This window comes from Catenibacterium mitsuokai, assembly GCF_025148785.1.
Taxonomy (GTDB): Bacteria; Bacillota_I; Bacilli_A; order Erysipelotrichales; family Coprobacillaceae; genus Catenibacterium; species Catenibacterium mitsuoka.
Genome location: NZ_CP102271.1, coordinates 806,152 through 828,793 on the forward strand (window position 1 = coordinate 806,152; position 22,642 = coordinate 828,793).

Annotated in this window: 22 protein-coding genes and 2 other annotated features; of the genes, 17 read left to right on the top strand and 5 right to left on the bottom strand. The window is 35.0% G+C overall.

From position 1 onward, the window contains the following. Window positions 1–16 precede the first annotated feature (16 nt). The gene (locus tag NQ499_RS04065) at window positions 17–550 is read right to left on the bottom strand and encodes an NUDIX hydrolase (RefSeq protein WP_006506270.1); all 534 of its coding nucleotides are present in this window, start codon (window positions 548–550) and stop codon (window positions 17–19) included. A 73-nt stretch (window positions 551–623) separates the two neighbouring features. Here NQ499_RS04065 and NQ499_RS04070 point away from each other — a divergent pair, with 73 nt between their 5' ends. The 17 genes from NQ499_RS04070 to NQ499_RS04150 all read left to right on the top strand — a co-directional run bounded on the left by NQ499_RS04070 (window position 624) and on the right by NQ499_RS04150 (window position 18,151). Then, window positions 624–1,592: an RluA family pseudouridine synthase gene (locus tag NQ499_RS04070; protein ID WP_006506269.1), complete on the top strand. Its 969-nt coding sequence runs from the start codon at window positions 624–626 to the stop codon at window positions 1,590–1,592. 48 nt (window positions 1,593–1,640) lie between these two features. Next, window positions 1,641–2,567 (top strand): ROK family protein, encoded by a 927-nt coding sequence (locus NQ499_RS04075; protein WP_006506268.1) that lies wholly within the window; start codon window positions 1,641–1,643, stop codon window positions 2,565–2,567. Between the two features lie 61 nt (window positions 2,568–2,628). Beyond that, entirely contained in the window at window positions 2,629–3,759 is a 1,131-nt protein-coding gene (gene mnmA, locus NQ499_RS04080; RefSeq protein ID WP_006506267.1) for a tRNA 2-thiouridine(34) synthase MnmA, read from the top strand. After that, a complete protein-coding gene (gene recD2, locus NQ499_RS04085; RefSeq protein WP_006506266.1) occupies window positions 3,759–5,948 on the top strand; it encodes an SF1B family DNA helicase RecD2 in 2,190 nt (729 codons plus the stop codon). The genes mnmA and recD2 overlap by 1 nt, the downstream gene beginning before the upstream one ends. Window positions 5,949–6,094: 146 nt before the next feature. Continuing rightward, window positions 6,095–7,066: a Na/Pi cotransporter family protein gene (locus NQ499_RS04090; RefSeq protein ID WP_006506265.1), complete on the top strand. Its 972-nt coding sequence runs from the start codon at window positions 6,095–6,097 to the stop codon at window positions 7,064–7,066. Between the two features lie 42 nt (window positions 7,067–7,108). Continuing rightward, window positions 7,109–7,303: a binding site (T-box leader), on the top strand. A gap of 31 nt (window positions 7,304–7,334) precedes the next feature. After that, entirely contained in the window at window positions 7,335–9,941 is a 2,607-nt protein-coding gene (gene alaS / locus NQ499_RS04095; RefSeq protein WP_006506264.1) for an alanine--tRNA ligase, read from the top strand. Between the two features lie 58 nt (window positions 9,942–9,999). Further along, entirely contained in the window at window positions 10,000–10,257 is a 258-nt protein-coding gene (locus NQ499_RS04100; RefSeq protein WP_006506263.1) for an IreB family regulatory phosphoprotein, read from the top strand. Then, on the top strand, window positions 10,257–10,679 hold the full coding sequence (gene ruvX, locus NQ499_RS04105; RefSeq protein WP_006506262.1) for a Holliday junction resolvase RuvX: 423 nt from the start codon (window positions 10,257–10,259) through the stop codon (window positions 10,677–10,679). The genes NQ499_RS04100 and ruvX overlap by 1 nt, the downstream gene beginning before the upstream one ends. A 3-nt stretch (window positions 10,680–10,682) precedes the next feature. Then, a complete protein-coding gene (locus NQ499_RS04110) occupies window positions 10,683–11,006 on the top strand; it encodes a DUF1292 domain-containing protein (RefSeq protein ID WP_006506261.1) in 324 nt (107 codons plus the stop codon). 37 nt (window positions 11,007–11,043) lie between these two features. After that, the gene (locus tag NQ499_RS04115; protein ID WP_006506260.1) at window positions 11,044–12,135 is read left to right on the top strand and encodes a lactonase family protein; all 1,092 of its coding nucleotides are present in this window, start codon (window positions 11,044–11,046) and stop codon (window positions 12,133–12,135) included. A 78-nt stretch (window positions 12,136–12,213) separates the two neighbouring features. Then, window positions 12,214–13,245: an endolytic transglycosylase MltG gene (gene mltG / locus NQ499_RS04120; protein WP_006506259.1), complete on the top strand. Its 1,032-nt coding sequence runs from the start codon at window positions 12,214–12,216 to the stop codon at window positions 13,243–13,245. Beyond that, complete coding sequence (locus NQ499_RS04125) at window positions 13,245–13,856, top strand: O-methyltransferase (RefSeq protein WP_006506258.1); 612 nt, start codon at window positions 13,245–13,247, stop codon at window positions 13,854–13,856. Before mltG ends, NQ499_RS04125 begins: the two co-directional genes overlap by 1 nt. Continuing rightward, the gene (locus tag NQ499_RS04130; RefSeq protein ID WP_006506257.1) at window positions 13,840–14,760 is read left to right on the top strand and encodes a peptidase U32 family protein; all 921 of its coding nucleotides are present in this window, start codon (window positions 13,840–13,842) and stop codon (window positions 14,758–14,760) included. Before NQ499_RS04125 ends, NQ499_RS04130 begins: the two co-directional genes overlap by 17 nt. Then, window positions 14,744–15,994: a peptidase U32 family protein gene (locus NQ499_RS04135; protein WP_006506256.1), complete on the top strand. Its 1,251-nt coding sequence runs from the start codon at window positions 14,744–14,746 to the stop codon at window positions 15,992–15,994. Before NQ499_RS04130 ends, NQ499_RS04135 begins: the two co-directional genes overlap by 17 nt. Next, the gene (gene udk / locus NQ499_RS04140) at window positions 15,984–16,610 is read left to right on the top strand and encodes a uridine kinase (protein ID WP_006506255.1); all 627 of its coding nucleotides are present in this window, start codon (window positions 15,984–15,986) and stop codon (window positions 16,608–16,610) included. The genes NQ499_RS04135 and udk overlap by 11 nt, the downstream gene beginning before the upstream one ends. Before the next feature lie 367 nt (window positions 16,611–16,977). Further along, window positions 16,978–17,457, top strand: a complete 480-nt coding sequence (greA, locus tag NQ499_RS04145; protein WP_022425416.1) for a transcription elongation factor GreA — start codon at window positions 16,978–16,980, stop codon at window positions 17,455–17,457. A 316-nt stretch (window positions 17,458–17,773) separates the two neighbouring features. Beyond that, entirely contained in the window at window positions 17,774–18,151 is a 378-nt protein-coding gene (locus tag NQ499_RS04150) for a hypothetical protein (RefSeq protein WP_006506253.1), read from the top strand. 145 nt (window positions 18,152–18,296) lie between these two features. Here the strand turns inward: NQ499_RS04150 and NQ499_RS04155 are convergent, their stop codons facing one another. The 4 genes from NQ499_RS04155 to NQ499_RS04170 all read right to left on the bottom strand — a co-directional run bounded on the left by NQ499_RS04155 (window position 18,297) and on the right by NQ499_RS04170 (window position 22,595). Next, on the bottom strand, window positions 18,297–19,091 hold the full coding sequence (locus tag NQ499_RS04155) for an ABC transporter ATP-binding protein (protein ID WP_022425417.1): 795 nt from the start codon (window positions 19,089–19,091) through the stop codon (window positions 18,297–18,299). Then, window positions 19,084–20,007 (bottom strand): ABC transporter permease, encoded by a 924-nt coding sequence (locus NQ499_RS04160; RefSeq protein WP_006506251.1) that lies wholly within the window; start codon window positions 20,005–20,007, stop codon window positions 19,084–19,086. Before NQ499_RS04160 ends, NQ499_RS04155 begins: the two co-directional genes overlap by 8 nt. A 13-nt stretch (window positions 20,008–20,020) precedes the next feature. Next, on the bottom strand, window positions 20,021–20,989 hold the full coding sequence (locus NQ499_RS04165; RefSeq protein WP_006506250.1) for an ABC transporter substrate-binding protein: 969 nt from the start codon (window positions 20,987–20,989) through the stop codon (window positions 20,021–20,023). Between the two features lie 49 nt (window positions 20,990–21,038). After that, window positions 21,039–21,239: a binding site (T-box leader), on the bottom strand. Window positions 21,240–21,347: 108 nt separating this feature from the next. Continuing rightward, window positions 21,348–22,595: a hypothetical protein gene (locus tag NQ499_RS04170; RefSeq protein ID WP_006506249.1), complete on the bottom strand. Its 1,248-nt coding sequence runs from the start codon at window positions 22,593–22,595 to the stop codon at window positions 21,348–21,350. Window positions 22,596–22,642: the final 47 nt, after the last annotated feature.

Sequence of the window (22,642 nt, forward strand, 5' to 3'; positions counted from 1 at the left end):
AACTAGAGCTCTTTTACTATTTACAATGTTTTCTATTGTAAGCATACATAACGGCAATGACAGTTTTACCATCAATAATACGTCCATCAAAGATTGCTTTGTAGGCTTCATCAATTGGCATCTTAATGATATTTAAGAATTCATCCGCATCACACTGCAAAGAATCTTCTACTTCCCTGAAGTCTTCTGCTTCATATATTCTGAGTATTTCACTTGAATATCCAGGTGTAGGAAGCATCTTTAAGATAGGACGCATGTTTTTAGCACGTCTATTTGTTTCTTCCTCAAATTCACGATAACAGGCCTTATCAGGATCTTCTCCTAATTCTAGCTTACCAGCAGGTATTTCTAATGTATCGCATCTATTTGGATAACGGAACTGCTTTACAAGAATAATTTCATCATTCTCTATCGCAAGTATACACACACCACCATGATGATACACACATTCACGTACGGCAGTATTACCGTCTTGTAATAATACGTGTTCCTTAGTCACCTTCATGATGGCTCCATCATAAATTGTTGTTGAATCTATTTGTTTTTCCATGATTGTCACCTCGACTTTTATTATACCATAATCTAAGAGGTGTATGCTATAATGAGGGGGTAAAGGAGACGTTATGAAAAAATTAGTAATCGATCAATATGATGATCATCAAAGAATAGATAAATATCTCAAGAAAGTGCTCGTCCAGGCACCTTCTTCACTTATATATAAAATGTTAAGAAAAAAAGATGTTAAAGTAAATGGCAAAAGAGTAAAGGAAAACTATATTCTTCATTCGGGAGATGAGGTGGAACTATTCTTATATGAAGATAAATTCAAGGAATACACAAAGCCTTTAACAATTTATGAGTTACCTATTACTTTTAAAGTTGTTTATGAAGATGCACATATTCTTATTGTAGATAAACCTGCCGGTTTACTTGTTCATGAAGATATTAATGAATCAGTGAATACATTATCTAACCAGGTACTTACTTATTTACATCAGAAGGGTGAATATGATCCAGAAAAGAATATCAGCTTTACACCAGGTCCAGTGCATCGCTTAGACCGTAATACAAGTGGACTTGTGATCTTTGGTAAAGATATGCGAGCACTTCAGGATTTAAATACAATGATGAAAACAAGACAAGGCATTGAAAAGAAGTATCTCACTATTGCAATGGGACATATGAAGGATGCCACATTATCAGGATATGTCAAAAAGAATGAAGATGAAGGAAAGATGTATTTAGTAAAGAAAGATACACCGGGGGCTTTATCTATGAAAACAATAGTGCATGTCTTAAAAAGATGTTCTACTTGCTCTTTAGTAGAAGTACAGCTCATCACCGGCCGTACACATCAGATTCGTATCCATTTAAGTGCGACAGGACATCCGGTTATGGGTGATAGTAAATATGGAGATTTTGAATGGAATAAGGAAGTAAAGAAGAAATTCCATCTTAATCATCAATTCCTCCATGCTTATCGATTAACTTTTGTGAATCCGATAGGCTCTATGAGTTACTTAAAAGGTAAAACGGTTACTTCACAATTACCAGAACAGTTAGAAAAGATACAAAAAGAACTTTTTTCATAGCGTGGAAGTGTAATATGTAATATAATATTTCAAGGAGGTATAGAGAACATGAAGTATTATATTGGAATTGATTTAGGTGGTACAAACGTAAGAACTTTACTTGTTGATGAAAATGGTCAGTCATATAGTGAAGTGAAGGATGCTACTGAAAGAGAAAAAGGACCAGATGCTGTTACTGCAAAAATCTGTCGTCAGATTGAAGCAATCGATTATACAGTATGTGGTGGTATTGAAAATGTAGAAGGTATTGGTATTGGTGTACCTGGACCAGTTGATGTTGTAAAGGGTGTTATGATTATGGCAAGCAACCTTCCTGGTTTTGAAAATTACCCAATTGCTGAAAAGTTATCTACAAAATTCAATAAACCTGTATTTTTAGATAATGATGCAAACGTTGCTGGTCTTGCTGAAGCAGTATTAGGTGCTGGTAAGAATTATCCAACTTGTTATTATGTAACAGTTTCTACTGGTATTGGTGGCGCTTTTACAGTAAATAAACAGCTAATTTCTGGCGGTAGAGGACATGCTGGTGAAATCGGTAATATTATCGTTAAGAATAATGGTTATAAGCAGGGGGCTTTAAACCCAGGTGCTGCAGAAGGAGAATGTTCTGGTACTGCAATCACTAGAAAGGGTCAGGAAGCTCTTGGAAAGGATTTAGTACATCATGCAGGTGATGTATTTAGATTAGCGGCTGAAGGTAATGAAACAGCTCAGGGTATTGCGGATGAATGTATTAGTGAACTTGCTACATTATTCGCAAATATCGCACATACAGTTGATCCACATTGCTTTGTAGTAGGTGGCGGTGTTATGAAGTCTAAGAAGTATTTCCTAGACCAGTTAACAAAAGAATTCAATCAGAAGATTCATGTAGGTATGAGAAATCATATTCCACTACTTGAAACAGAATTAGAAGACTGTGGTGCTATCGGTGCTGCAATGCTTCCAATGACAAGAATGAACGCAGAATAATAGGAGGCTCTTTCAAGAGCCTTTTTTGTGTGGTAGAATACTAGACAAAGGGAGGTAGAACATGAAAAGAGTTGTACTTGGATTAAGTGGCGGTGTAGATAGTGCCGTTGCTGCTTATTTATTAAAGAAACAAGGTTATGAAGTAATCTGTGTATTTATGAGAAACTGGGATAGTTCATTAAATAATGATATTCTAGGTAACCCTACAAATGATGACGATGTATGTCCACAAGAAAAAGATTATCAGGATGCGCAGGCTGTTGCGACTCATCTTGGGCTTGAAATTCGTAGAGTGGACTTTATTAAAGAATACTGGGATCAGGTCTTTACATATTTCCTAGAAGAATATGCGAAAGGTCGTACACCTAATCCTGATATCTTATGTAATAAACATATAAAATTTAAAGCCTTTTTAGATTATGCTAAGTCTATTGATGCTGATTATATTGCGACAGGACATTATGCCCGTGTTGTTCATACTGAAGGAAAAGAATCTGTGATGCTTCGTGGTGTAGATAATAATAAGGATCAGACTTATTTCTTATGTCAATTGAATCAGAATCAGTTAAATAACTCACTGTTCCCAATTGGTGAACTCACTAAACCTGAAGTAAGACGAATTGCGGAAGAACTTGATCTTCCTGTAGCCCATAAGAAGGACTCTACAGGAATCTGCTTCATTGGTGAAAGAGACTTTAGAGAATTCTTAAAGAATTATATTCCTGCTAAATCAGGCAAGATGGTGGATATTGTATCTAAGAAGGTTATTGGTGATCATCAGGGTATTATGTACTATACAATCGGGCAGAGAAAAGGCTTAGGTATTGGCGGTAATGGTGAGCCTTGGTTTGTCGTTGGAAAAGATTATGATAAGAATATTTTATATATTGCTCAGGGAGATAGTAATAAATGGTTATTGTCTCATGGCGCATTGATTACTGATGTGAACTGGGTATCTAAAACAAAGCCAGAAGGTGAATATGATTGTACGGCTAAGTTTAGATATCGCCAGAAAGATAATGATGTATCTTTACACTTTATTGATGAAACAACACTTTATGTTACATTTAAGAAACCAATCAAGGCGGTCACTCCAGGACAGGCAGCTGTCTTCTATGATGGAGATGTATGTCTAGGCGGAGGTACGATTGATAAAGTCTATAAAGACGGCAAGGAGATTGATTATCTATAATGGAAGAATATGAAGGCATTATAAGTAAGGTTATTTTCTATAATCCAGAAAATAAATATATAGTTGCAGTTTTTGAGACAGATGATGAAGAAATCACTATTACAGGAAATATGTCCTATGTCAATAATGATGATCGTTATCGTATTAAAGGAAACTATGTGACACATCCACGTTATGGAAAACAATTCAAGGTGTCTTCTTATGAGATAATTCTAGCGGATGATCGAGGTGAGATTATCCGCTATCTTTCTTCACCGCTCTTTAAGGGAGTGGGTAAGAAGATGGCTGAAAGAATTGTAGATGCTTTAGGTGAAAAAGCTCTTACAACTATTAAGGAGAATCCAGAGTGTTTAAATGGGATTCCTCATATGAGTGAGACAATTAAAAATAATATTGTTGGTATACTCACGAGTCAGGATTATGATCAGCAGGTATTATCTTTCTTTATGGGCAATGGAATTTCTACGCGTAATCTGACTTTAATACAGAATTATTATAAAGAGAAGACACTTGATGTATTACAGAATGATCCTTATCGTCTTATTGATGATATAGAAGGTATTGGTTTTAAAAGTGTTGACGAACTCGCAATGAAAACCGGTGTAGAGCCACTTGATGAAAAACGTATTCAGGCAGGGATTCTGGCTTCTTTAATGGATTTATGCTTTCAAACAGGAAGTACCTATAGTGATTATGAATCTTTTTATCATAATTTCAGACGTATGCTACCTGAATGTCCTGATGAATTATTTGAGAAGAATCTAGATGATATTACAGGTACAAAAGTAATTCAGGAAGAAGATCGTTATTACCCAGGTGATTTATATGAGAGTGAGAAGATGATTGCTGAAAAGTTTGAACGTTATCTAAATCAATCAGCTAATCCTATTGAAGAGTCTTTAATTGATGAAAAAATTAAAAGAGCAGAAAAATCACAGGGTATTACATATGATGAAATACAGAAGAATGCGATTAAGAAGTTCTTAGAAGAATCTGCGCTTATTTTAACAGGTGGTCCAGGTACAGGGAAAACAACAATCGTACAGGCTATTTTAAAGGTTTATCGTTCATTATATCCTGATGAAAAGATTGGCTTAGTAGCACCTACAGGACGTGCGGCTAAGCGACTATCAGAATTAACTAAACTAGAGGCATCCACTATTCATCGCTTATTAAAATGGGATATATCTACTAATACATTCTCTATGAATGCCGATCATCCTTTAGATATAGATCTCCTTGTTATTGATGAGTTCTCGATGGTAGATACTCTCTTATTTTCTAAATTACTAGATGCCTGTGGTCATGTTCATAAGATTCTGCTTATTGGTGATGACCAGCAGCTGCCATCTGTATCACCAGGTAATGTCTTAAAGGATATGTTATTGAGTGGTATTCCTCATATCTGCTTACAGACTATTTATCGTCAAGAAGAAGGCAGTGGCATTGTGGCATTATCCCATGATATTAGAAACGATCAATATGATTCACATGTCTTTGATGATTATCGTGATATTCATTTTACTGTCTGTCCTAATAAAGATGTCGCTCATTGTGTACAGATTATTGTGAAAAAGGCAGTCGAAGAAGGCTATGATGCATCCGATGTACAGGTACTTGCTCCTATGTATCGTGGTGTTGCAGGTATAGATGCTTTAAATGAATCATTACAGGCTATTTTTAATCCACCCACAAGTGATAAAGCTGAAATCAAAGTGGGCGGTAAGATCTTTAGGGAAGGAGATAAGCTTCTTCAATTAAGAAATCGTCCGGATGATGATGTCTATAATGGAGATGTAGGTATTCTAGTAGAAATAGAAAGAAAGGAAGATACAGGCTTACCTTATGACAGCTTGACAGTGGACTTTGATGGTCAGTTTGTCAATTATCGTACCAGTGAATTCAATATGTTAAGGCATGCTTATTGTATGTCCGTTCATAAATCTCAGGGTAATGAATTTAAGATTGTTATTATGTCAGTGCTGCCAGAATATAGCATCATGATGAAGAAGAACTTATTATATACAGGTATCACAAGAGCTAAGCAGTCTTTGTTTATCTTAGGGGATCATGGTGTCTTTATTCGAGGTCTACATAATAATCAGGATGAACAAAGACGCACAACATTAATCAAACGCTTTCAGGAGAGACAGAATACTTCTACTTTTTCGATATCTGGCTTCGAATAATCAAGTAAATAATTCGTTAAAAACATTAAATTTAAGTTATTTTTGTAAAGTACTTTACATAAACTTAAGATTATTTTAACATTTAGTTAACGACATTTGCGTGGAGACACGTTATAATGGAGTGGTAAAAGAAGGAAAACGAGATTATGAAAATAACTAACTGGCTTGATTTGTTAGGTGGGCTGGCACTCTTTTTGTATGGAATGCAGGTTTTGAGTGATTCCTTAGAAGATGCTGCAGGTGACCGCTTAAAAACTATCTTAGAAAAATTAACAAATACAAAATTTAAAGGTGTTCTTGTCGGAATCGGTGTAACAGCTGCTGTGCAGAGTTCTTCTGCGGTGACTGTTATGTTGATTGGTTTCATGAATGCTAGCTTGATGACATTAAACAGATGTATCTGGGTTGTAATGGGTTCTAATATCGGTACAACTATTACAGCACAGATGATTGCAATTAATGTAGGTGTTGTTGCACCGGTCTTTGCAGTTGTGGGTGTCTTCATGTGCTTATTCTTTAAGAGTCGTAAGGTAAGAGGCATTGGTTCAGTCATGACTGGATTTGGTATCCTTTTCATGGGCCTGAATATGATGAGCGGGGCCGTTGTGCCACTTCAGAAGGAACCGGTCTTTATTAAATTAATGACAACTCTTTCTAATCCAATACTTGCAGTATTATTTGCAGCTGCCTTTACTGCTTTGATTCAGTCTTCTGGTGCAGCAGTAGGTATCCTTTCTGCACTTGCAACTAAGGGCTTAGTTCCATTTAGCACAGCAGCATTCATGGTATGTGGATTAAACATCGGTACTTGTATTACTGCCATTCTTGCATCAGTGACTGGATGTAGAAATTCTAAGCGTATTGCGACATTCCATGTTTTATTTAACTTGGTAGGTACAATCTTCTTCTTGATTATATGTTCTGCTACACCATTATTATCATGGATTGCTGAATTCTCTGGAACTCCAGCTCATCAGGTGGCAAACTTCCATACAGTATTCAATATTGTAACTACAGTAATCATGTTACCATTTGATGCAGTATTTATGAAACTTATCTACAAGTTATTACCAATCAAGGGTGAAATGCTTGCAGAAGGTTCTTTAATCGAAGAATAGAGATAAGGCTTGCGCCTTATCTTTTTTTTATGTATAATAGGTGCATAATCGTTGAGAAAGACAAGTACTTCATAGAGGTCTTAAGAGAGAGAACGGGTGGTGCAAGTTCTTGGGTGTATGAAGGAAGGCTCCTTTCGAGAGTGATGTAAACATCAACGTATGACTGCGTTAAAGTCATAAAGGGCATAGATAGTATCTATGAATAAGGATGGTACCGCGATTTAAGTCGTTCCTTTTAAGGAACGGCTTTTTTATTTAGGAGGATATTATGAAAAAGTTAACAGGTAATCAGACTCGTGCATTATTCCTTGAATATTTCAAGAAACAGGGACATATGGTTGAACCAAGTGCTTCATTGATTCCACATGATGACCCAACATTATTATGGATCAATGCAGGTGTAGCAGCATTAAAGAAATATTTTGATGGTACAGAAAAACCAGCATGTAATCGTATCACAAATGCACAAAAATCTATTCGTACAAACGATATTGAAAACGTAGGGAAGACAGCACGTCACCATACATTCTTTGAAATGTTAGGTAACTTCTCTATTGGTGATTATTTTAAAACAGAAGCAATTCATTTTGCATGGGAATTCTTAACAGGGGAAGAATGGCTTGCTTTTGATAAAGATAAATTATATATCACTGTTTATACAGATGATGAAGATGCATACAATGTATGGACTAAAGAATGTGGTGTAGATCCATCACATATCTTAAAGACTGCAGATAACTTCTGGGAAATCGGTGCAGGACCTGGTGGACCAGATAGTGAAATTTTCTATGACCGTGGAGAAAAATATGACCCAGATCATATCGGCGAAAGACTATTCTTTGAAGAAATGGAAAATGATCGTTATGTAGAAATCTGGAATATCGTATTCTCTCAGTTTGATTGTGATCCTACAATTGATCGTAAAGATTATAAAGAATTACCACATAAGAATATTGATACTGGTATGGGTCTTGAAAGAATTACTTCAATCATCCAGGAAGGTGAAACAAACTTTGATACAGACTTATTCTTACCTATCATTCATGCAACAGAAGAATTAGCTGATGTAAAGTATGCAGAAGATAAGATGGCTTATAGAGTTATTGCCGATCATATCCGTACTGTAACATTCGCATTAAGTGATGGTGCTATGTTTGACCGTGCAGGACGTGGTTATGTATTAAGAAGAATTTTAAGAAGAGCTGTTCGTTACGGTAAGAACATCGGTATCGATAAGCCTTTCTTATATACTTTAGTAGATGTTGTAGTAGATAACATGAAAGAATTCTATGATTATCTTCCAGAAAAAGCAGAATTCGTTAAGGAAGCTGTTAAGAAAGAAGAAGTGGCATTCCATAAGACATTATCTCAGGGTGAAAAGAAGATCAAGGATGTTATTGCACACTCTGACGATAAGATGATTGATGGTTCTACTGCCTTCATGTTATATGATACATATGGTTTCCCACTAGAATTAACTATTGAAATCGCAGAAGAATCTGGTTTCACTGTTGATAGCGAAGGGTTCCAGGTAGAAATGAAAGCACAGCAGGATCGTGCTCGTGCAGCACGTGGTGAAAGAGAATCAATGGCTTCTCAGAAGATTGATTTAATGGATTTCACTACTCCTTCTACTTTCGTTTATGACACAGCACCTTGTAAGACTACAGTTATAGGTTTATTCAAGGATGGAGAAAAGGTCGATGAACTGACTGATGAAGGTGAAATCATCGTTGAAACAACTAACTTCTATGCTGAAATGGGTGGTCAGTGTGCAGATACAGGTTCTGCGCATTCTGATCAGTTTGATGCGGAAGTCACTAATGTATTAAAGGCTCCTAATGGTCAGCATTTACATTATATTAAGTTAACGAGTGGCAGTGTACATGTAGGTGATACTGTAGAATTAACAGTGGATACAGCACGTCGTACTTTAATTGAAAATAACCATACAGCAACTCACTTATTAGATGCCGCATTAAAGAATGTCTTAGGTTCACATGTTGGACAGGCTGGTTCTTACTTAGATGAAAACAGATTACGTTTTGACTTCACTCATCCATCAAAGATGACTAAAGAAGAATTAACAGCTGTAGAAGATATGGTTAATGAATATATCTTCAAGGGTGTTGATGTAGATGTTAAAGAAATGCCTAAGGAAGAAGCCATCAGTGCAGGGGCAACAGCTTTATTTGATGAAAAATATGGTGATGTTGTAAGAGTTGTACGTGTAGGTGACTTCTCAGTAGAATTATGTGGTGGTACACATGTTTCTAATACTGCAAAGATTGGTTTATTCAAGATTGAAATGGAAACTTCAGTTGGTTCTGGTGTAAGAAGAATTGAAGCAGTCACTAATGTGAGAGCTTATAAAGCATTAAGAAAATCTGAAGAAACTTTAGAAGAAGTAGGTACTGTACTTAAGGCAAATGATTTGAATAAAATCGTAGAAAAGGCTGAAAGCACTATGACTACACTTAATGCAATGAAGAAAGAAATCGAAACATTAACAAGTAAGTTGAATGCATTAGAAGCAAAGAACCAGGCATCTCAGGTTGAAGAAGTCAATGGTGTGAAGTTCCTTTATACTCATGTAGAAAAGGATAATGCAGCCGCTAAACAGATGGCATTTGATTTTAGAGACCAGTTAGAAAGTGGTATTGTCGTAGTGACAAGCACTTTTGAAGGAAAGAATTCATATTTTGTAGGTATTACTAAGGATCTTACAAATACATATAAAGCAGGTGTATTAGTTAAGGCTATGAATGAAGTACTTGATGGTCGTGGCGGAGGAAAACCAGATTTCGCTCAGGGTGGTGCACCAACATTAGATAAGATTGATGAAGCAATCACTGCCGTAAAATCTAAATTGTAAAAAAATTGAATTTTATCTTCGTTTATACTAAAATATAAATTGTATAGGGGGGTTCATTATGGCACAAGATTATACACAGACAAGAGTATTTAACTCAGAAGATCTCAAGCGAGAAGTAATTAGAAATAATTTGATGACAGTTGCTGAGGCTTTAGAAGAAAGAGGATATAATGCAGTTCACCAGATTGCTGGTTATCTGATCTCTAATGATCCTGCTTATATTTCAAGTCATAAGAGTGCAAGATCTATTATTCAGCAGGCTGATCGTGATGAAATTATTGAAGAACTTGTAAAGTTCTATTTGGAGTCTAAATAGTGGAAAAGATTTTAGGACTAGATTTAGGTTCACGTACTTGCGGTGTTGCGATAAGTGATACATTAGGAATGCTTGCACATGGTGTAGAAACTTATCATTTTAGCGAAAACGCTTATAAGAAATGTGCTTATCATATCAAGAATATCGTAGAAGAGAATAATATTCATACAATTGTTTTAGGATTACCTAAGCATATGAATGGTGATCTTGGTGAACGTGCACAGATTTCTATTGATTTTAAAGAACGTTTAGAGAAGATGATGGATGTTGAAGTTATTCTTGAAGATGAAAGATTGACTACTGTTATTGCGACAAATAATCTGATTTTTGGTGATGTTTCTAGAAAGAAACGTAAACAGGTTGTTGATAAGATGGCAGCAGTTGAAATTCTTCAGGGCTATCTTGATAAGATAAGGAGATAAGCAATGGACGACAATAAAATTGTGATTACTGATAATAATGGGGAAGAAAACGTATTTGAAATTCTTTTCACTTATGAAGATGAAGAGAATGGAAATAAATATGTCATGTATTATAGTGAAGACGATGATGAGCAGATTTTTGCATCTCGTTATGATGATGATAATCATCTATACGATATCGAAGATCCAGCTGAATGGGAGCGTCTAGAAGAAGTTCTAGAAGACTTCAATATGCATGATGAAGAAGAAACAGATGATAAATGTGATGGCTGCGTATGCGAGGATGGGGACTGCGTCACAGATTGTTCTGAATGTGATAAGAACTAGGTAACAACCGTTACCTAGTTTTAGTAAGGAGATAATTATGGGACTTTTTAGTAAAACAAAAACAGTAGATATTTTCTTTGTAGGTAGTGAAGGAACAGACCTTGATCGTGGTATCTATGCATTCTATTTTAATGTAGACAACGGAGAAATCATTAAGAAATCTTTCGTTAAGTCTCTTGCCAGCCCTCTCGCAATGAATAAAAATGGACGTTTTATGTACTTGACTTATCGTAATGGGACAGGACGTGCTCAGGATGGTGGTATCTGGCAGTATGCCTGCATGGAAGTTCAGCTAGGACTTGCAGCTAGAGTAGGACATGAAGGACGTACATATATCCAGACTGTCTTAAATAAAGAGCGTGATTATGCCTATGCAATTGATTATTATAATGGTGAAGTTGTTACTGTACCTATTAAGACTTCTAAAATCGTTCGAGTATCAAAGACAGTGAAATTAGATGGGCATAGTATTGATCCAGTAAAACAGACTGAATCTCATCCAACATTCATGACATTCACTCCAGATAATACAAGACTTGTTGTCACTGATTTAGGTGGCGATGAAGTAATCTTCTTTACTGAAGGTGAAAAAGGTGAATTAATCAAGGATGAAGAATTATCATTCAAGCTCACTCCTGGTAGTGGTCCATTGAAGCTTGTTTATTCTAAGAATCGTAAATTTGCCTATATCCTTAATCAAATCTCAAGCACTATTACATGTTATGCTGTAAAGCATAACAAGTTTACATTAGTAGATGAAGTGATGACTTATTCTAAAGATGAATATGATGGCGTGAATACGCCTATGGATATGGTTATTACTGAAAATGGACATTTCATCTTTGTGATTAATAAAGGTGATGATACACTTGTTGCCTTTGAAAGAGACGCAGAAACAGGAAAACTTACAAGAGTGGACTGTATGGAAACAGATGAAGGACCTAAATCTTTACTCTTATTTAGAGATAAGTACGTACTTGTTGCCTGTAAACAGGGTGGATCACTTGAAAGTTTTGAAATCAAAGAAGATGAAAAGCGTGCTGTTTTATATGAAACACATCATCAGTTCACAATCCATGCTCCAGTATGTATGGAAAAAGGAGCAGAAAACTTGCGTGTAGTAAAATAAGGCATTTTCATGCCTTATTTTTTTATGGCAATTATCGGCTTAATTCTATATAATGGTTAAGGAAAAGGAGATGTATGTATGAAAAAGAAAATCATAGCGGCAGTCCTTGTAGTTGTATTATTGATTGGTGGTACAGGCTTATTTTATGTAACAGGTACAGGACGTGTCTCTTCTAAAAGTGAAGTCGTACAGGTGACTGTAAAAAAAGGTGAGAATGCCTATACAGTATTAAATACATTAAAATCAAAAGGTTTAGTAAAAAACACATTGGCAGCGAAGGTTTATTTAAAACTTCATAAACCGTCTGTTGTTTCTCAGACTTACAATCTGAATAAGAACATGTCTCTTTCAAAGATGTATAGCATCATGTCAAAGATGAACAGCTCTTATGTTGTGAAGTCTTCCTTAACTATCCCTGAAGGAATCACAATTCCTCAGGCAGCTAAAAAGGTTGCAAATGTAACTGGTAAATCAGAACAAGAAGTATTAGATAAATGGGCTGATCAGGCTTATTTAAAGCAGTTAATTTCTAAATATTGGTTCTTAAGTGATGATATTCTTCAAAAGGGTATTCTTTATCCATTAGAAGGTTATCTCTATCCAGAAACATATGTACTTTATGGTGAATCTACAACTATTGAAAAGGTCACAGAAGAAATGCTGGATTATATGGATCAACAATTAACACCTTATAAGGATTCAATGACTAAGCTTGGCTATACACCTCATCAATTCTTAACATTATGCTCAGTCGTAGAAAGAGAATCTTTATTTGATAAAGACCGTCCAGCCATTGCGGGCGTATTTATCAATCGTTTAAAGACTGGTATGAGATTACAGTCAGATATTACTGTCAACTATGCATTAAATAGAACAGGTGTCAAAGTCTCTACAAAGATGACTAAGATTGATTCTCCTTATAATACATATAAATATGCAGGACTTCCTATTGGTCCTATTGCATGTGTCCCACAAAAGACTATGGATGCAGTCGCAAACTATACACCATCTGATTATTTATTCTTCTTTGCGAAGAAAGATGGGACTGTCATCTATTCAAAGACATATGGAGAACATCAAAAAGTAGTGAAGGAGAATAAGTGGTATTAATGAAATCATTTTATGAATTAGAAGAATATGCACTTGTGAAAGATGTGCCTATTATGCAAAAAGAAGGTATTGAATACCTTATTGATGAATTAAATAAGAGAAATGCGGAGTCTGTATTAGAGATTGGAAGTGCCATTGGGTATTCATCTTTAATGATGGTAACTCATGTCAAAGGTCTTCATGTAGATACAATTGAAAGAGATGATACACGTTATCAGGAAGCAGTTGTAAATATTAAGGATTTCCATCAGGAAGACAACATCACAATCTATCATGAAGATGCATTAGAGTTTGATGATACATTGTTGAATCATGCACCTTATGATTGTCTTTTTATTGATGCAGCTAAAGCGCAATATCAGCGTTTCTTTGAAAAATATGTTCCTTATTTAAAGGATGATGGTTTTGTGTTAGTGGATAATCTTGATTTCCATGGCATGATTTTTGATATACCAAATATTAAGAATCGAAACACACGTGCTCTTGTAAGAAAAATCAAACGTTTTAAAGACTGGATCTTCTCTAATGAAGAGTATGATGCACATTATGTGCAGGTAGGTGATGGTCTATGTATCATTACTAGAAAGGATCACAATGAAAATCGCAATTAATTTAAATGATCGTGGATATCTTCATGATTATGTTGATATGGGTGTTTCTTTGATTATGGCTGGATCAGACTATAGTGTTTTGACACCAGTGAAGTTTTCTATTGAAGAATTGAAAGAAATCAAAGAACAGGCAAAAGAACTTTATGTTTATGTGAATGCTATGTATGATGAACATGATCTAGAAGGATTAGAAAAGCATATTGATGCGTTACATGATATTGGAATCAATGGATTAATTTTCCAGGATTTTGGTGTATTACGTATGGTGAATCAAAAGGGTTATGATTTTAAGATGATTTATCATCCTTTAACTCTTAATACCAATTCAAGTACACTGAATACTTTATCTCATTATGGTATTTCTGGTGCTTTTGTTTCTAAAGAAATATCTTTAAAGGAACAGCTAGAAATACGTAAGAACTGTGATATGCCATTATTTGTTTTAGGCCATGGTGTACAGTATATGATGATGAGTAAAAGACATTTGATCTCTAACTATGAATCAGCAAGTAATACAACATTAAGCCATAATAAAGACGCTATTACAATAAATCCACGTGGACAGGATTTCCCTTGTCATATATATGAAACAACTCGTGGAACGGCTGTATTCAGCAAATCTAGATTATATACATTGGACTTATTCAATACATTAAAGGACTTTGATTACCTTTATATTGAAACAATGTTTATGGATCCAAGAGAAGCGGTGGAAGTCACTAGTATGTATTGTGATTGTCTTAAAGCCCTAGAAAGAGGTACATATGACAAAGAAGTAAAAGAATATCTTCCTTTATTAAGAAAGATTTCAAAACCTCTTGATCGAGGTTTCTTATATGATGATACAATTTATCGTCTTGAAGATGTAAAGAGGAGGGATCTAGAAGATGCAGCCAATAAGTAAGGTTATTGATGGTCGTCGTGTGATTGTAAAGAAGCCAGAATTACTTGCCCCTGCAGGAAACCTAGAAAAGCTTAAAACAGCTATTATTTATGGTGCCGATGCAGTATTTATTGGTGGTAAAGAATTCTCTTTAAGATCACAGGCATCTAACTTCTCTATAGAAGATATTAAAGAAGCAGTACAGTTTGCGAATCAATATGGTGCTAAAATCCATGTTACATGTAATATCATCCTTCATCATGATAACCTAGAAGGTATTAAAGAATACTTACAGGCATTAGATGATGCAGGTGTTACAGCTATTATTGTGGCAGATCCATATATTATGAATCTTGCGAAAAGTATGAACTTAAAGCTAGAAGTACATGTCTCTACACAGATGTCAGTGACTAATTCATCTGCCGTTAAGTTCTTTGAAGATATGGGGATGGATCGAGTCGTACTAGGTCGTGAAACAACTTTTGAAGACTTGAAGGATATTAGAAAAAATGCCCCTGATATTGACCTAGAATACTTCATACATGGCGCTATGTGCATTTCTTATAGTGGTCGTTGTATGTTATCTAACTACTATTCTAGACGAGATGCGAATAGAGGTGGTTGTTCACAAAGTTGTAGATGGTATTATGATTTAGAAGAGAATGGACAATCTATTAATGAAGATTTTCCATTTACTATGTCATCTAAGGATATGTGCCTCATTCATCATATTGGTGAGTTGATAGAATGTGGTGTGGATTCATTCAAGATAGAAGGGCGTATGAAGTCTGTCCATTATATTGCGACAGTTGTATCTACTTATAGAAAACTCATTGATACATATTGCGCTGATCCTGATCACTTTACAGATTCAAAGAAATATGAAGATGAACTACAAAAAGCAGCCAATAGAGCATTCTGTCATGGATTCTTTTATGATAATCCTGGTGTAGATGAACAGCTTTATAACTTAAGAGATGAGCATCCTACACAGGAATTCGTTATGCGTGTTTTAGGTTATGATCAAGAATCTAAACGTGCGAAAATTGAACAGCGCAATTATTTCAAGGTGGGAGATAAGATAGAAATATTCTCTCCTAGTCATTCAAATATTTATTTTACTGTTGATAAGATTTATAATGAAGATAATGAATTGGTGGAAGTAGCCAACCATCCGATGGAAATACTTTATGTAGAAATTGATTATCCAGTATTAGAGAATGATATGGGAAGGAAGGTAAACCATGGAAAATAAAGCTGTCATTATTGGGATTGCAGGTGGAAGTGCTTCTGGTAAGACTTCTATCGCACAATCTATCTATGACCGTTTTAAAGGCAGTCATAGAGTAAAAATCATTAAACAAGATGATTACTACAAAGATCAAAGTGATAAGACAATGGAAGAAAGAGTAAAAACGAACTATGATCATCCATTTGCCTTTGATAATGATCTTCTAGTATCAGATTTAAAGAAGTTAAAAAAGAAAGAAAGAATTGAAAAACCTACTTATGATTATTCAAAGCATACAAGAAGTGATATTACAGAAGTCATTGAAGATCGTGATGTTATTATTCTAGAAGGTATCTTTGTCTTAGCAGAAGAAGAGGTAAGAGATCTTTGTGATATTCTGATTTATGTGGATACAGATGCAGATATCCGCTTTATCAGACGTTTAAGAAGAGATGTAGAAGAACGTGCAAGAACTGTTGATTCAGTCTGTAACCAGTATTTAGAGACTGTAAGACCAATGCATGAACAGTTCATTGAGCCATCTAAGAAATATGCACATATTATTATTCCTGAAGGTGGGACTAATACTGTTGCGATTGACTTATTGATTACAAAAATAAGTAGTATTCTAGGCGATTAAATCGTTCTTGTCTAATTAAAATAAGTATGTTATTAATTAGTGGCGAAAAAACCATAGGCTTGTCTATGGGATGAAAGCCACATAATTAAAAGAATTAAGATTAATAGAATCAAAGTATTGAATAGTGGAATCAAAATAGTATAAAATAAACATCAGGAAGATTGATTACACTTCCTTATCATAAGATAGAAATTTACCGTTAATGTGGTCGTTGGACTGCTTGGTAATAAAAGTTCTTACTTAAATAGACTTAAACTTGTATTCCAAAGTCTGAAAATGATGTACGATTATAAGCTAAACTTGATAGTAAGAACCCCACGGGCTCACCCGTGGGAGTAGTCAGATTTACGTATATGAGGTGAAAGAAATGGATAAAAAAGTGCAAATTAGTAGAGAAGGTTTTGAAAAGCTAAAAGCTGAAAGAGAAAACCTTATTAACGTTGAAAGACCAGCTGTCATTGAAGAAATTAAGCTTGCAAGAAGCCAGGGTGACTTATCAGAAAATGCTGACTACGATGCAGCAAGAGATAAACAGGCTCGTATTGAAGAAAGAATCAAAGAATTAGAAGTAATGATGCAGAATGCAGTTATCATTGGTTCTGATGTTAAGGTAGATACTCATGTTGTAAACTTAGGCGCTACTGTAACAGTTCTTGATTTATCTGAAGAAAATCCTGAACCTGATACATTTACAATCTTAGGTTCTACAGAAACTGATCCATTACATGGTAAGATTTCTAATGAATCTCCACTTGCGAAAGCATTAATGACTCATAAGATTGGTGATGTTGTAACAGTCGGTGTTGCAAAACCTTATGATGTTGAAATTGTAGATATTAAATATTAATAGTATAAAAAGAAGCCTCCTAATTATTTAACTAATCAGGAGGCTTCTTTTCTTATGTTGGCAATACAACTATAGATGAAAAACTATTTCTGGATTGTATGAAATTAATTACGCCATTATTTCTTTCACTAATTGGTTAATACTATTTTTTTAGTAAAGGAAGATAGTGTGAAACAATGAGGTAGGGATTTTCTGTCGTTTCTTTAGATAAAATTTAAACTGAATGACAGTATATTAAACTTATGTAATTGTAAATGAAGAAAAAATATAATATCATGGTAATAACAAATCGGAGTTTACGGAGGGGTGATTATAGATGAGTTTTATAGATGATGCATTATCAGAAATTAGTAATGGTGAGGACTTTGTTCAAGCAATGGCAGATATTTATGAATATCCAGAAATAAGAAGTGAGTTAGATAAATTACCCTCTTGGATTAGAAATATCATAGCAGTCATTGATTATGATACGGAATTAGCTATGAATGGTTTAGATTTTAAATCTTATGAGAATATTGTTGATGCATTGACTGATATGGGATTGATTGAAGAAGCAGAAGCACTAATTGCTTTTGAGGAGAAACCTTCACAAGAAGAGGCAGATATTTGCTATTCAAAACTTGCTCTTAATAATGATTATGACGCATTTTGGAATAAGGTATATTCGTATGCTGACGAAAATATAAAGAGATAAATTCAAGTTTATTGCACCTATGGTTATCAGCTTATAACTAATAGAATAACATATGTACAAAGAGCATCTCTTGCAATGGAATTATTAAAAAAAGAAGATACAGCATAATCAAAGGGAAAGGCCTCAATAGCCTTTCCCTTAGTTTTTATTTCAACAACATTCTGTCATTCACAAATTCACTGCCACTTGCTTCTTCAAACTTCTTAAGTAGGAAAGGAACAGTTAATTTCTTTTTTTCTTCACCTTTTACATCATAGATGATTTGACCATTGTACATCATGATCAATCTATTTCCTACATCGATAGCCTGCTGCATATCATGAGTAACCATCATTGCAGTTAATTTCTGCTCAGTGACAATCTTATTAGTCAAAAGTAATACCTTAGCACTCGTTGCCGGATCAAGAGCGGCTGTATGTTCATCAAGTAAGAGAATCTTAGGCTTTGTGACAGTCGCCATTAACAGTGTAAGAGCCTGTCTTTGTCCACCTGATAATAAACCTACCTTACTTGTCATTCTCTCTTCTAGGCCTAAATTTAAGGTCTTTAAGAGGTCATAATACAACTTCTTTTCTTCTTTCTTGATACCCCACTTTAAAGTACGCTTCTGACCACGTCTTTTAGCCATGGCAAGGTTTTCATCAATCTGCATATCAGCTGCAGTACCCATCATAGGATCCTGGAATACACGACCAATAAGACCTGCACGTTTATATTCTGGATACAAAGAAATATCTTTATCATCTAGTTTAATATGACCACAATCAATAGGATAAACACCTGCAATCATATTCATTAAAGTGGATTTACCAGCACCGTTACCACCAATAACAGTAACGAAATCTCCATCATCTAATTGAAGATTAATATCAATCAAGGCCTTCTTCTCATTAATAGTGCCAAGGTTAAATGTTTTTGATACATGTTCAATCTTAAGCATTTTTCTCATCCACCTCTTTTGTAAGTTTCTTATAGTTTGCAGTCTGTTTTCTATTAGCCATTAATACTGGAATAGTTAATGCGAGAGCTACAATAAATGCAGTGAGTAGCTTTAAGTCATCAGTTGATAAACCTAACTGGATAACAACGGCGATAATAATACGATAAATAATTGAACCAACAATAATCGCAATCAGTCTCTTTAAGAAACTACCATAACGACCAAAGATGACTTCACCAATAACGATAGACGCAAGACCCATAACGATTGCACCCATACCGATCTTGACATCGCCATAACCAACTGACTGACCAACCATGGCACCACTTAAGGCGATTAAGGCATTTGAAATCACTAAACCAAGTAGCTTAGTATAATCAGTATTGACACCAACAGCTCTTACCATCTGTTCATTATTACCAGTAGCACGTAATGCATTACCTAATTCAGTTCCAAAGAACCAATAGAGAATGGCAATGACAATAGCTACTGCAATAACACCTACAATAAGTGTAGACTGTGAAACAGTTAAACCAACCATTGGTCCCCAGTCATATAAGCTTTCTGTTTGTAATAATGGGATGTTTGATTTACCCATAATACGTAAGTTGATTGAATATAAGCCTAACTGTGCAAGGATACCAGCAAGGATAGCAGGAATCTTACATTTAGTATGTAATAAACCAGTCACAAATCCAGCAAGTGCTCCTGCAAGAGTTGCTGCAAGAATTGCAATAATTGGATTACCATGATTTGTAAGAATAACAGCACATACAGCACTTCCTGTTGCGAAAGAACCATCACATGTCATATCTGCAATATCTAATAGACGAAATGTAATATAAACACCAACTGCCATAATGCCCCATAGGACACCCTGATAAGTCGCACTTTGTAATGCTAAAAATAAAGACATTCTCTTTCACTCCTTAAATAAGTTCAGCCTTATCTAATACTTCCTGTGGTACTTTAATACCAAGCTTTTCCATCTGAGCTTTATTGACCTTTAATTTACAGTCGCTCGCTTTTAAGTATTCAATAGGCATAGTTGCTGGATTACCTTTACCAGTTAGGATCTTAATAGCCTGTTTACCGGCAATACTACCTAAGTTATAATAATCAATACCATAAGTAGCTAAACCACCCTTAGTACACATACCTTCTTCACCAACAATAACAGGGATTTTAGCCTGATCAGTCACTTTTACAACTGCTGGGATATTAGAAGCAAGTAGGTTATCCGTTGGAATATATAAAGCATCTGCTTTACCTACAATAGAATCAGTGACTGACTGGATTTCATTAGATTCAGAAACAGTCTTAATTAATGGTGTCATACCCTGAGCTTTGATTTCTTTGACAGCCATCTTACCCTGAATTTCAGAGTTAGATTCATTACCTGCATACATAACAGCAACAGTCTTTGCGTTAGGCATAATCTGTTTTAATAATTTAATCTGTTCTTTAACAGGTGTTAAATCACTTGCCCCAGTTACATTTCCACCAGGTTTCTTATTTGATTTAACTAATTTACTACCAGCTGGATCAGTAACGGCAGATACAACAACTGGAATATCTTTAGTCTTCTTTACAACAGCCTGAGCTGCAGGAGTTGCAATTGCGTAAATCAAATCATTTCCATCATTCACTAAGCTTTCTGCAATAGTTTCACAGTTAGAGTTTTCACCACTGGCATTCTTTAAAGTAATATTAGAAGCCTTATAGCCTGCTTTTACAAGAGTATCCTTAAATCCCTTATAGGATGCATCCAATGCATCATGCTGCATATATTGGATGACTCCAATCTTGACATCAGCCTTATCTTTTGTACTAGACTGACTACCACAGCCAGTTAATGCAAGACCAACTGCCATTAAACCACATACAAATTTCTTCATAATAGATTCCTCCCTTTTTTCTTTCCCCTAAAAACAAAAAAATTCACCCCAAGAGGGCGAATTATCGCGGTACCACCTCTAGTTCATTAGTCATAGACTAACCTCACTAAATAGCGATAACGGGCAACCCGGGAAGTATTTTGTACTTCCAACTCCATGGTGAATTCAAGAATGTCTGCGTATGATTCGCACCAGCCATCATATCTCTTATGCCTCACATTTCTTTACTATGTCATTTCTCTGTTTTTATAATATAAAAATATAATATAGAAATATTAAGGAAAAGTCAAACAAAACTTTTAAAAGTTAGGGAAAAAACAAAAAGGAATACAAGAAAAAAGAGCAGAATAATCTGCTCTTAGTAGTTGATTTCTTCGTAAAGAACTTTTAAAAGGACAGCCTTAGAACTCATCTGCTGACGTTTTCTATCATAAGTCTTAATTACGCTGTATTCAACAACGTCATACTTTTCAACTTCTTCATCATCAAGGAAATCAGCCTGTCTGAAGAATAAGTTTTCTTCACCATCCTGGAAGATACTACCAAAATTCTTATCATGGTTGTAGAATACAACTTTGCCTTCATGACGAGTAATGTAGTTTTCAAGATGATAGATGACTTCACTATATACACGATCAAATGCATCGCTGGCAGTTAAATCAGCATAATCAGTTAAATCAACATCTGCTTCATAAGTCTTACCATTTTCTTCTTCTAGCTTCTTAATGAGGCATTCTGCAAGTGCATGAGCCTTATCCTGACCCTTAGCCTTTGCCATTGCTGAAATCTTCTTATAATCTTCGATATTCTTGTAATCGAATCCACCCTTGAAGAACTTATCAACTAGAAGTGTATAAGCATCATCTTCACGATTTGTATTCATATAAAGCTTATAAAGGATTTCAAATGAATCTACTGCATTGAAATGACCCTGTAAAGCGATGAATTCATTTTCAGCTTCTTCATAACGTCCAAGTTCAACTAGAGAGCTTGCACGATAATATTTAACCCAGTTAAGGTTATTATAATGCCACTTTAAGTTGTAAGTGAAAGCAATGTTCGCAGTTTCAACACATGCTCTATATGATTCAAGTTCATATAATGCACGTACTTTCATACGATACCATTTTTCTTTCTTACTTTCGAATTCTTTACCATCTTTATTAACAAATGGTTTATCTTCTAGAGTAGGTGCATCTAAATAGTCTAATAATTCAGATAACTTCTTATAGTCTACTGGATTAGCCTTTAATACATGCTTAATAGCCTTATTGACTGCAGCTTCAAGTGGAGAATATCTCTCCTGTTTACAATATTTTGCGATTTCTTCTAGGATACCATAGAATAAACTTTTGTTCTTAGAAATTTCTTCATCGCTGATGTTGATATACTTATTATAAAGAGCATAGCCAAAATAATTGATATATCCTTTTAATTCTGGTGCCATTTCAAGGAATGTTCTTCCTACTTCAATAGCTTCATCAGTCTTACCCTGATTCTTTAATTCTTTAACGAAATCACGTGCCTGGAATTCGCTGAATGAAGAGGCATCCTCTTCGAAACGGTTCTTATAAGCCGTTAAATCTTTTACTTTTGATTCTTCCACATTATCACCCCTACGAGATATTATACATTTTTTTATTATTGATGTGA

Bases quoted from the DNA above. Each gene is read 5' to 3' on its own strand.
- NQ499_RS04065 (WP_006506270.1), bottom strand. From the start codon at position 550: ATGGAAAAACAAATAGATTCAACAACAATTTATGATGGAGCCATCATG.
- NQ499_RS04070 (WP_006506269.1), top strand. From the start codon at position 624: ATGAAAAAATTAGTAATCGATCAATATGATGATCATCAAAGAATAGAT.
- NQ499_RS04075 (WP_006506268.1), top strand. From the start codon at position 1,641: ATGAAGTATTATATTGGAATTGATTTAGGTGGTACAAACGTAAGAACT.
- mnmA (WP_006506267.1), top strand. From the start codon at position 2,629: ATGAAAAGAGTTGTACTTGGATTAAGTGGCGGTGTAGATAGTGCCGTT.
- recD2 (WP_006506266.1), top strand. From the start codon at position 3,759: ATGGAAGAATATGAAGGCATTATAAGTAAGGTTATTTTCTATAATCCA.
- NQ499_RS04090 (WP_006506265.1), top strand. From the start codon at position 6,095: ATGAAAATAACTAACTGGCTTGATTTGTTAGGTGGGCTGGCACTCTTT.
- alaS (WP_006506264.1), top strand. From the start codon at position 7,335: ATGAAAAAGTTAACAGGTAATCAGACTCGTGCATTATTCCTTGAATAT.
- NQ499_RS04100 (WP_006506263.1), top strand. From the start codon at position 10,000: ATGGCACAAGATTATACACAGACAAGAGTATTTAACTCAGAAGATCTC.
- NQ499_RS04110 (WP_006506261.1), top strand. From the start codon at position 10,683: ATGGACGACAATAAAATTGTGATTACTGATAATAATGGGGAAGAAAAC.
- NQ499_RS04115 (WP_006506260.1), top strand. From the start codon at position 11,044: ATGGGACTTTTTAGTAAAACAAAAACAGTAGATATTTTCTTTGTAGGT.
- mltG (WP_006506259.1), top strand. From the start codon at position 12,214: ATGAAAAAGAAAATCATAGCGGCAGTCCTTGTAGTTGTATTATTGATT.
- NQ499_RS04125 (WP_006506258.1), top strand. From the start codon at position 13,245: ATGAAATCATTTTATGAATTAGAAGAATATGCACTTGTGAAAGATGTG.
- NQ499_RS04130 (WP_006506257.1), top strand. From the start codon at position 13,840: ATGAAAATCGCAATTAATTTAAATGATCGTGGATATCTTCATGATTAT.
- NQ499_RS04135 (WP_006506256.1), top strand. From the start codon at position 14,744: ATGCAGCCAATAAGTAAGGTTATTGATGGTCGTCGTGTGATTGTAAAG.
- udk (WP_006506255.1), top strand. From the start codon at position 15,984: ATGGAAAATAAAGCTGTCATTATTGGGATTGCAGGTGGAAGTGCTTCT.
- greA (WP_022425416.1), top strand. From the start codon at position 16,978: ATGGATAAAAAAGTGCAAATTAGTAGAGAAGGTTTTGAAAAGCTAAAA.
- NQ499_RS04150 (WP_006506253.1), top strand. From the start codon at position 17,774: ATGAGTTTTATAGATGATGCATTATCAGAAATTAGTAATGGTGAGGAC.
- NQ499_RS04155 (WP_022425417.1), bottom strand. From the start codon at position 19,091: ATGCTTAAGATTGAACATGTATCAAAAACATTTAACCTTGGCACTATT.
- NQ499_RS04160 (WP_006506251.1), bottom strand. From the start codon at position 20,007: ATGTCTTTATTTTTAGCATTACAAAGTGCGACTTATCAGGGTGTCCTA.
- NQ499_RS04165 (WP_006506250.1), bottom strand. From the start codon at position 20,989: ATGAAGAAATTTGTATGTGGTTTAATGGCAGTTGGTCTTGCATTAACT.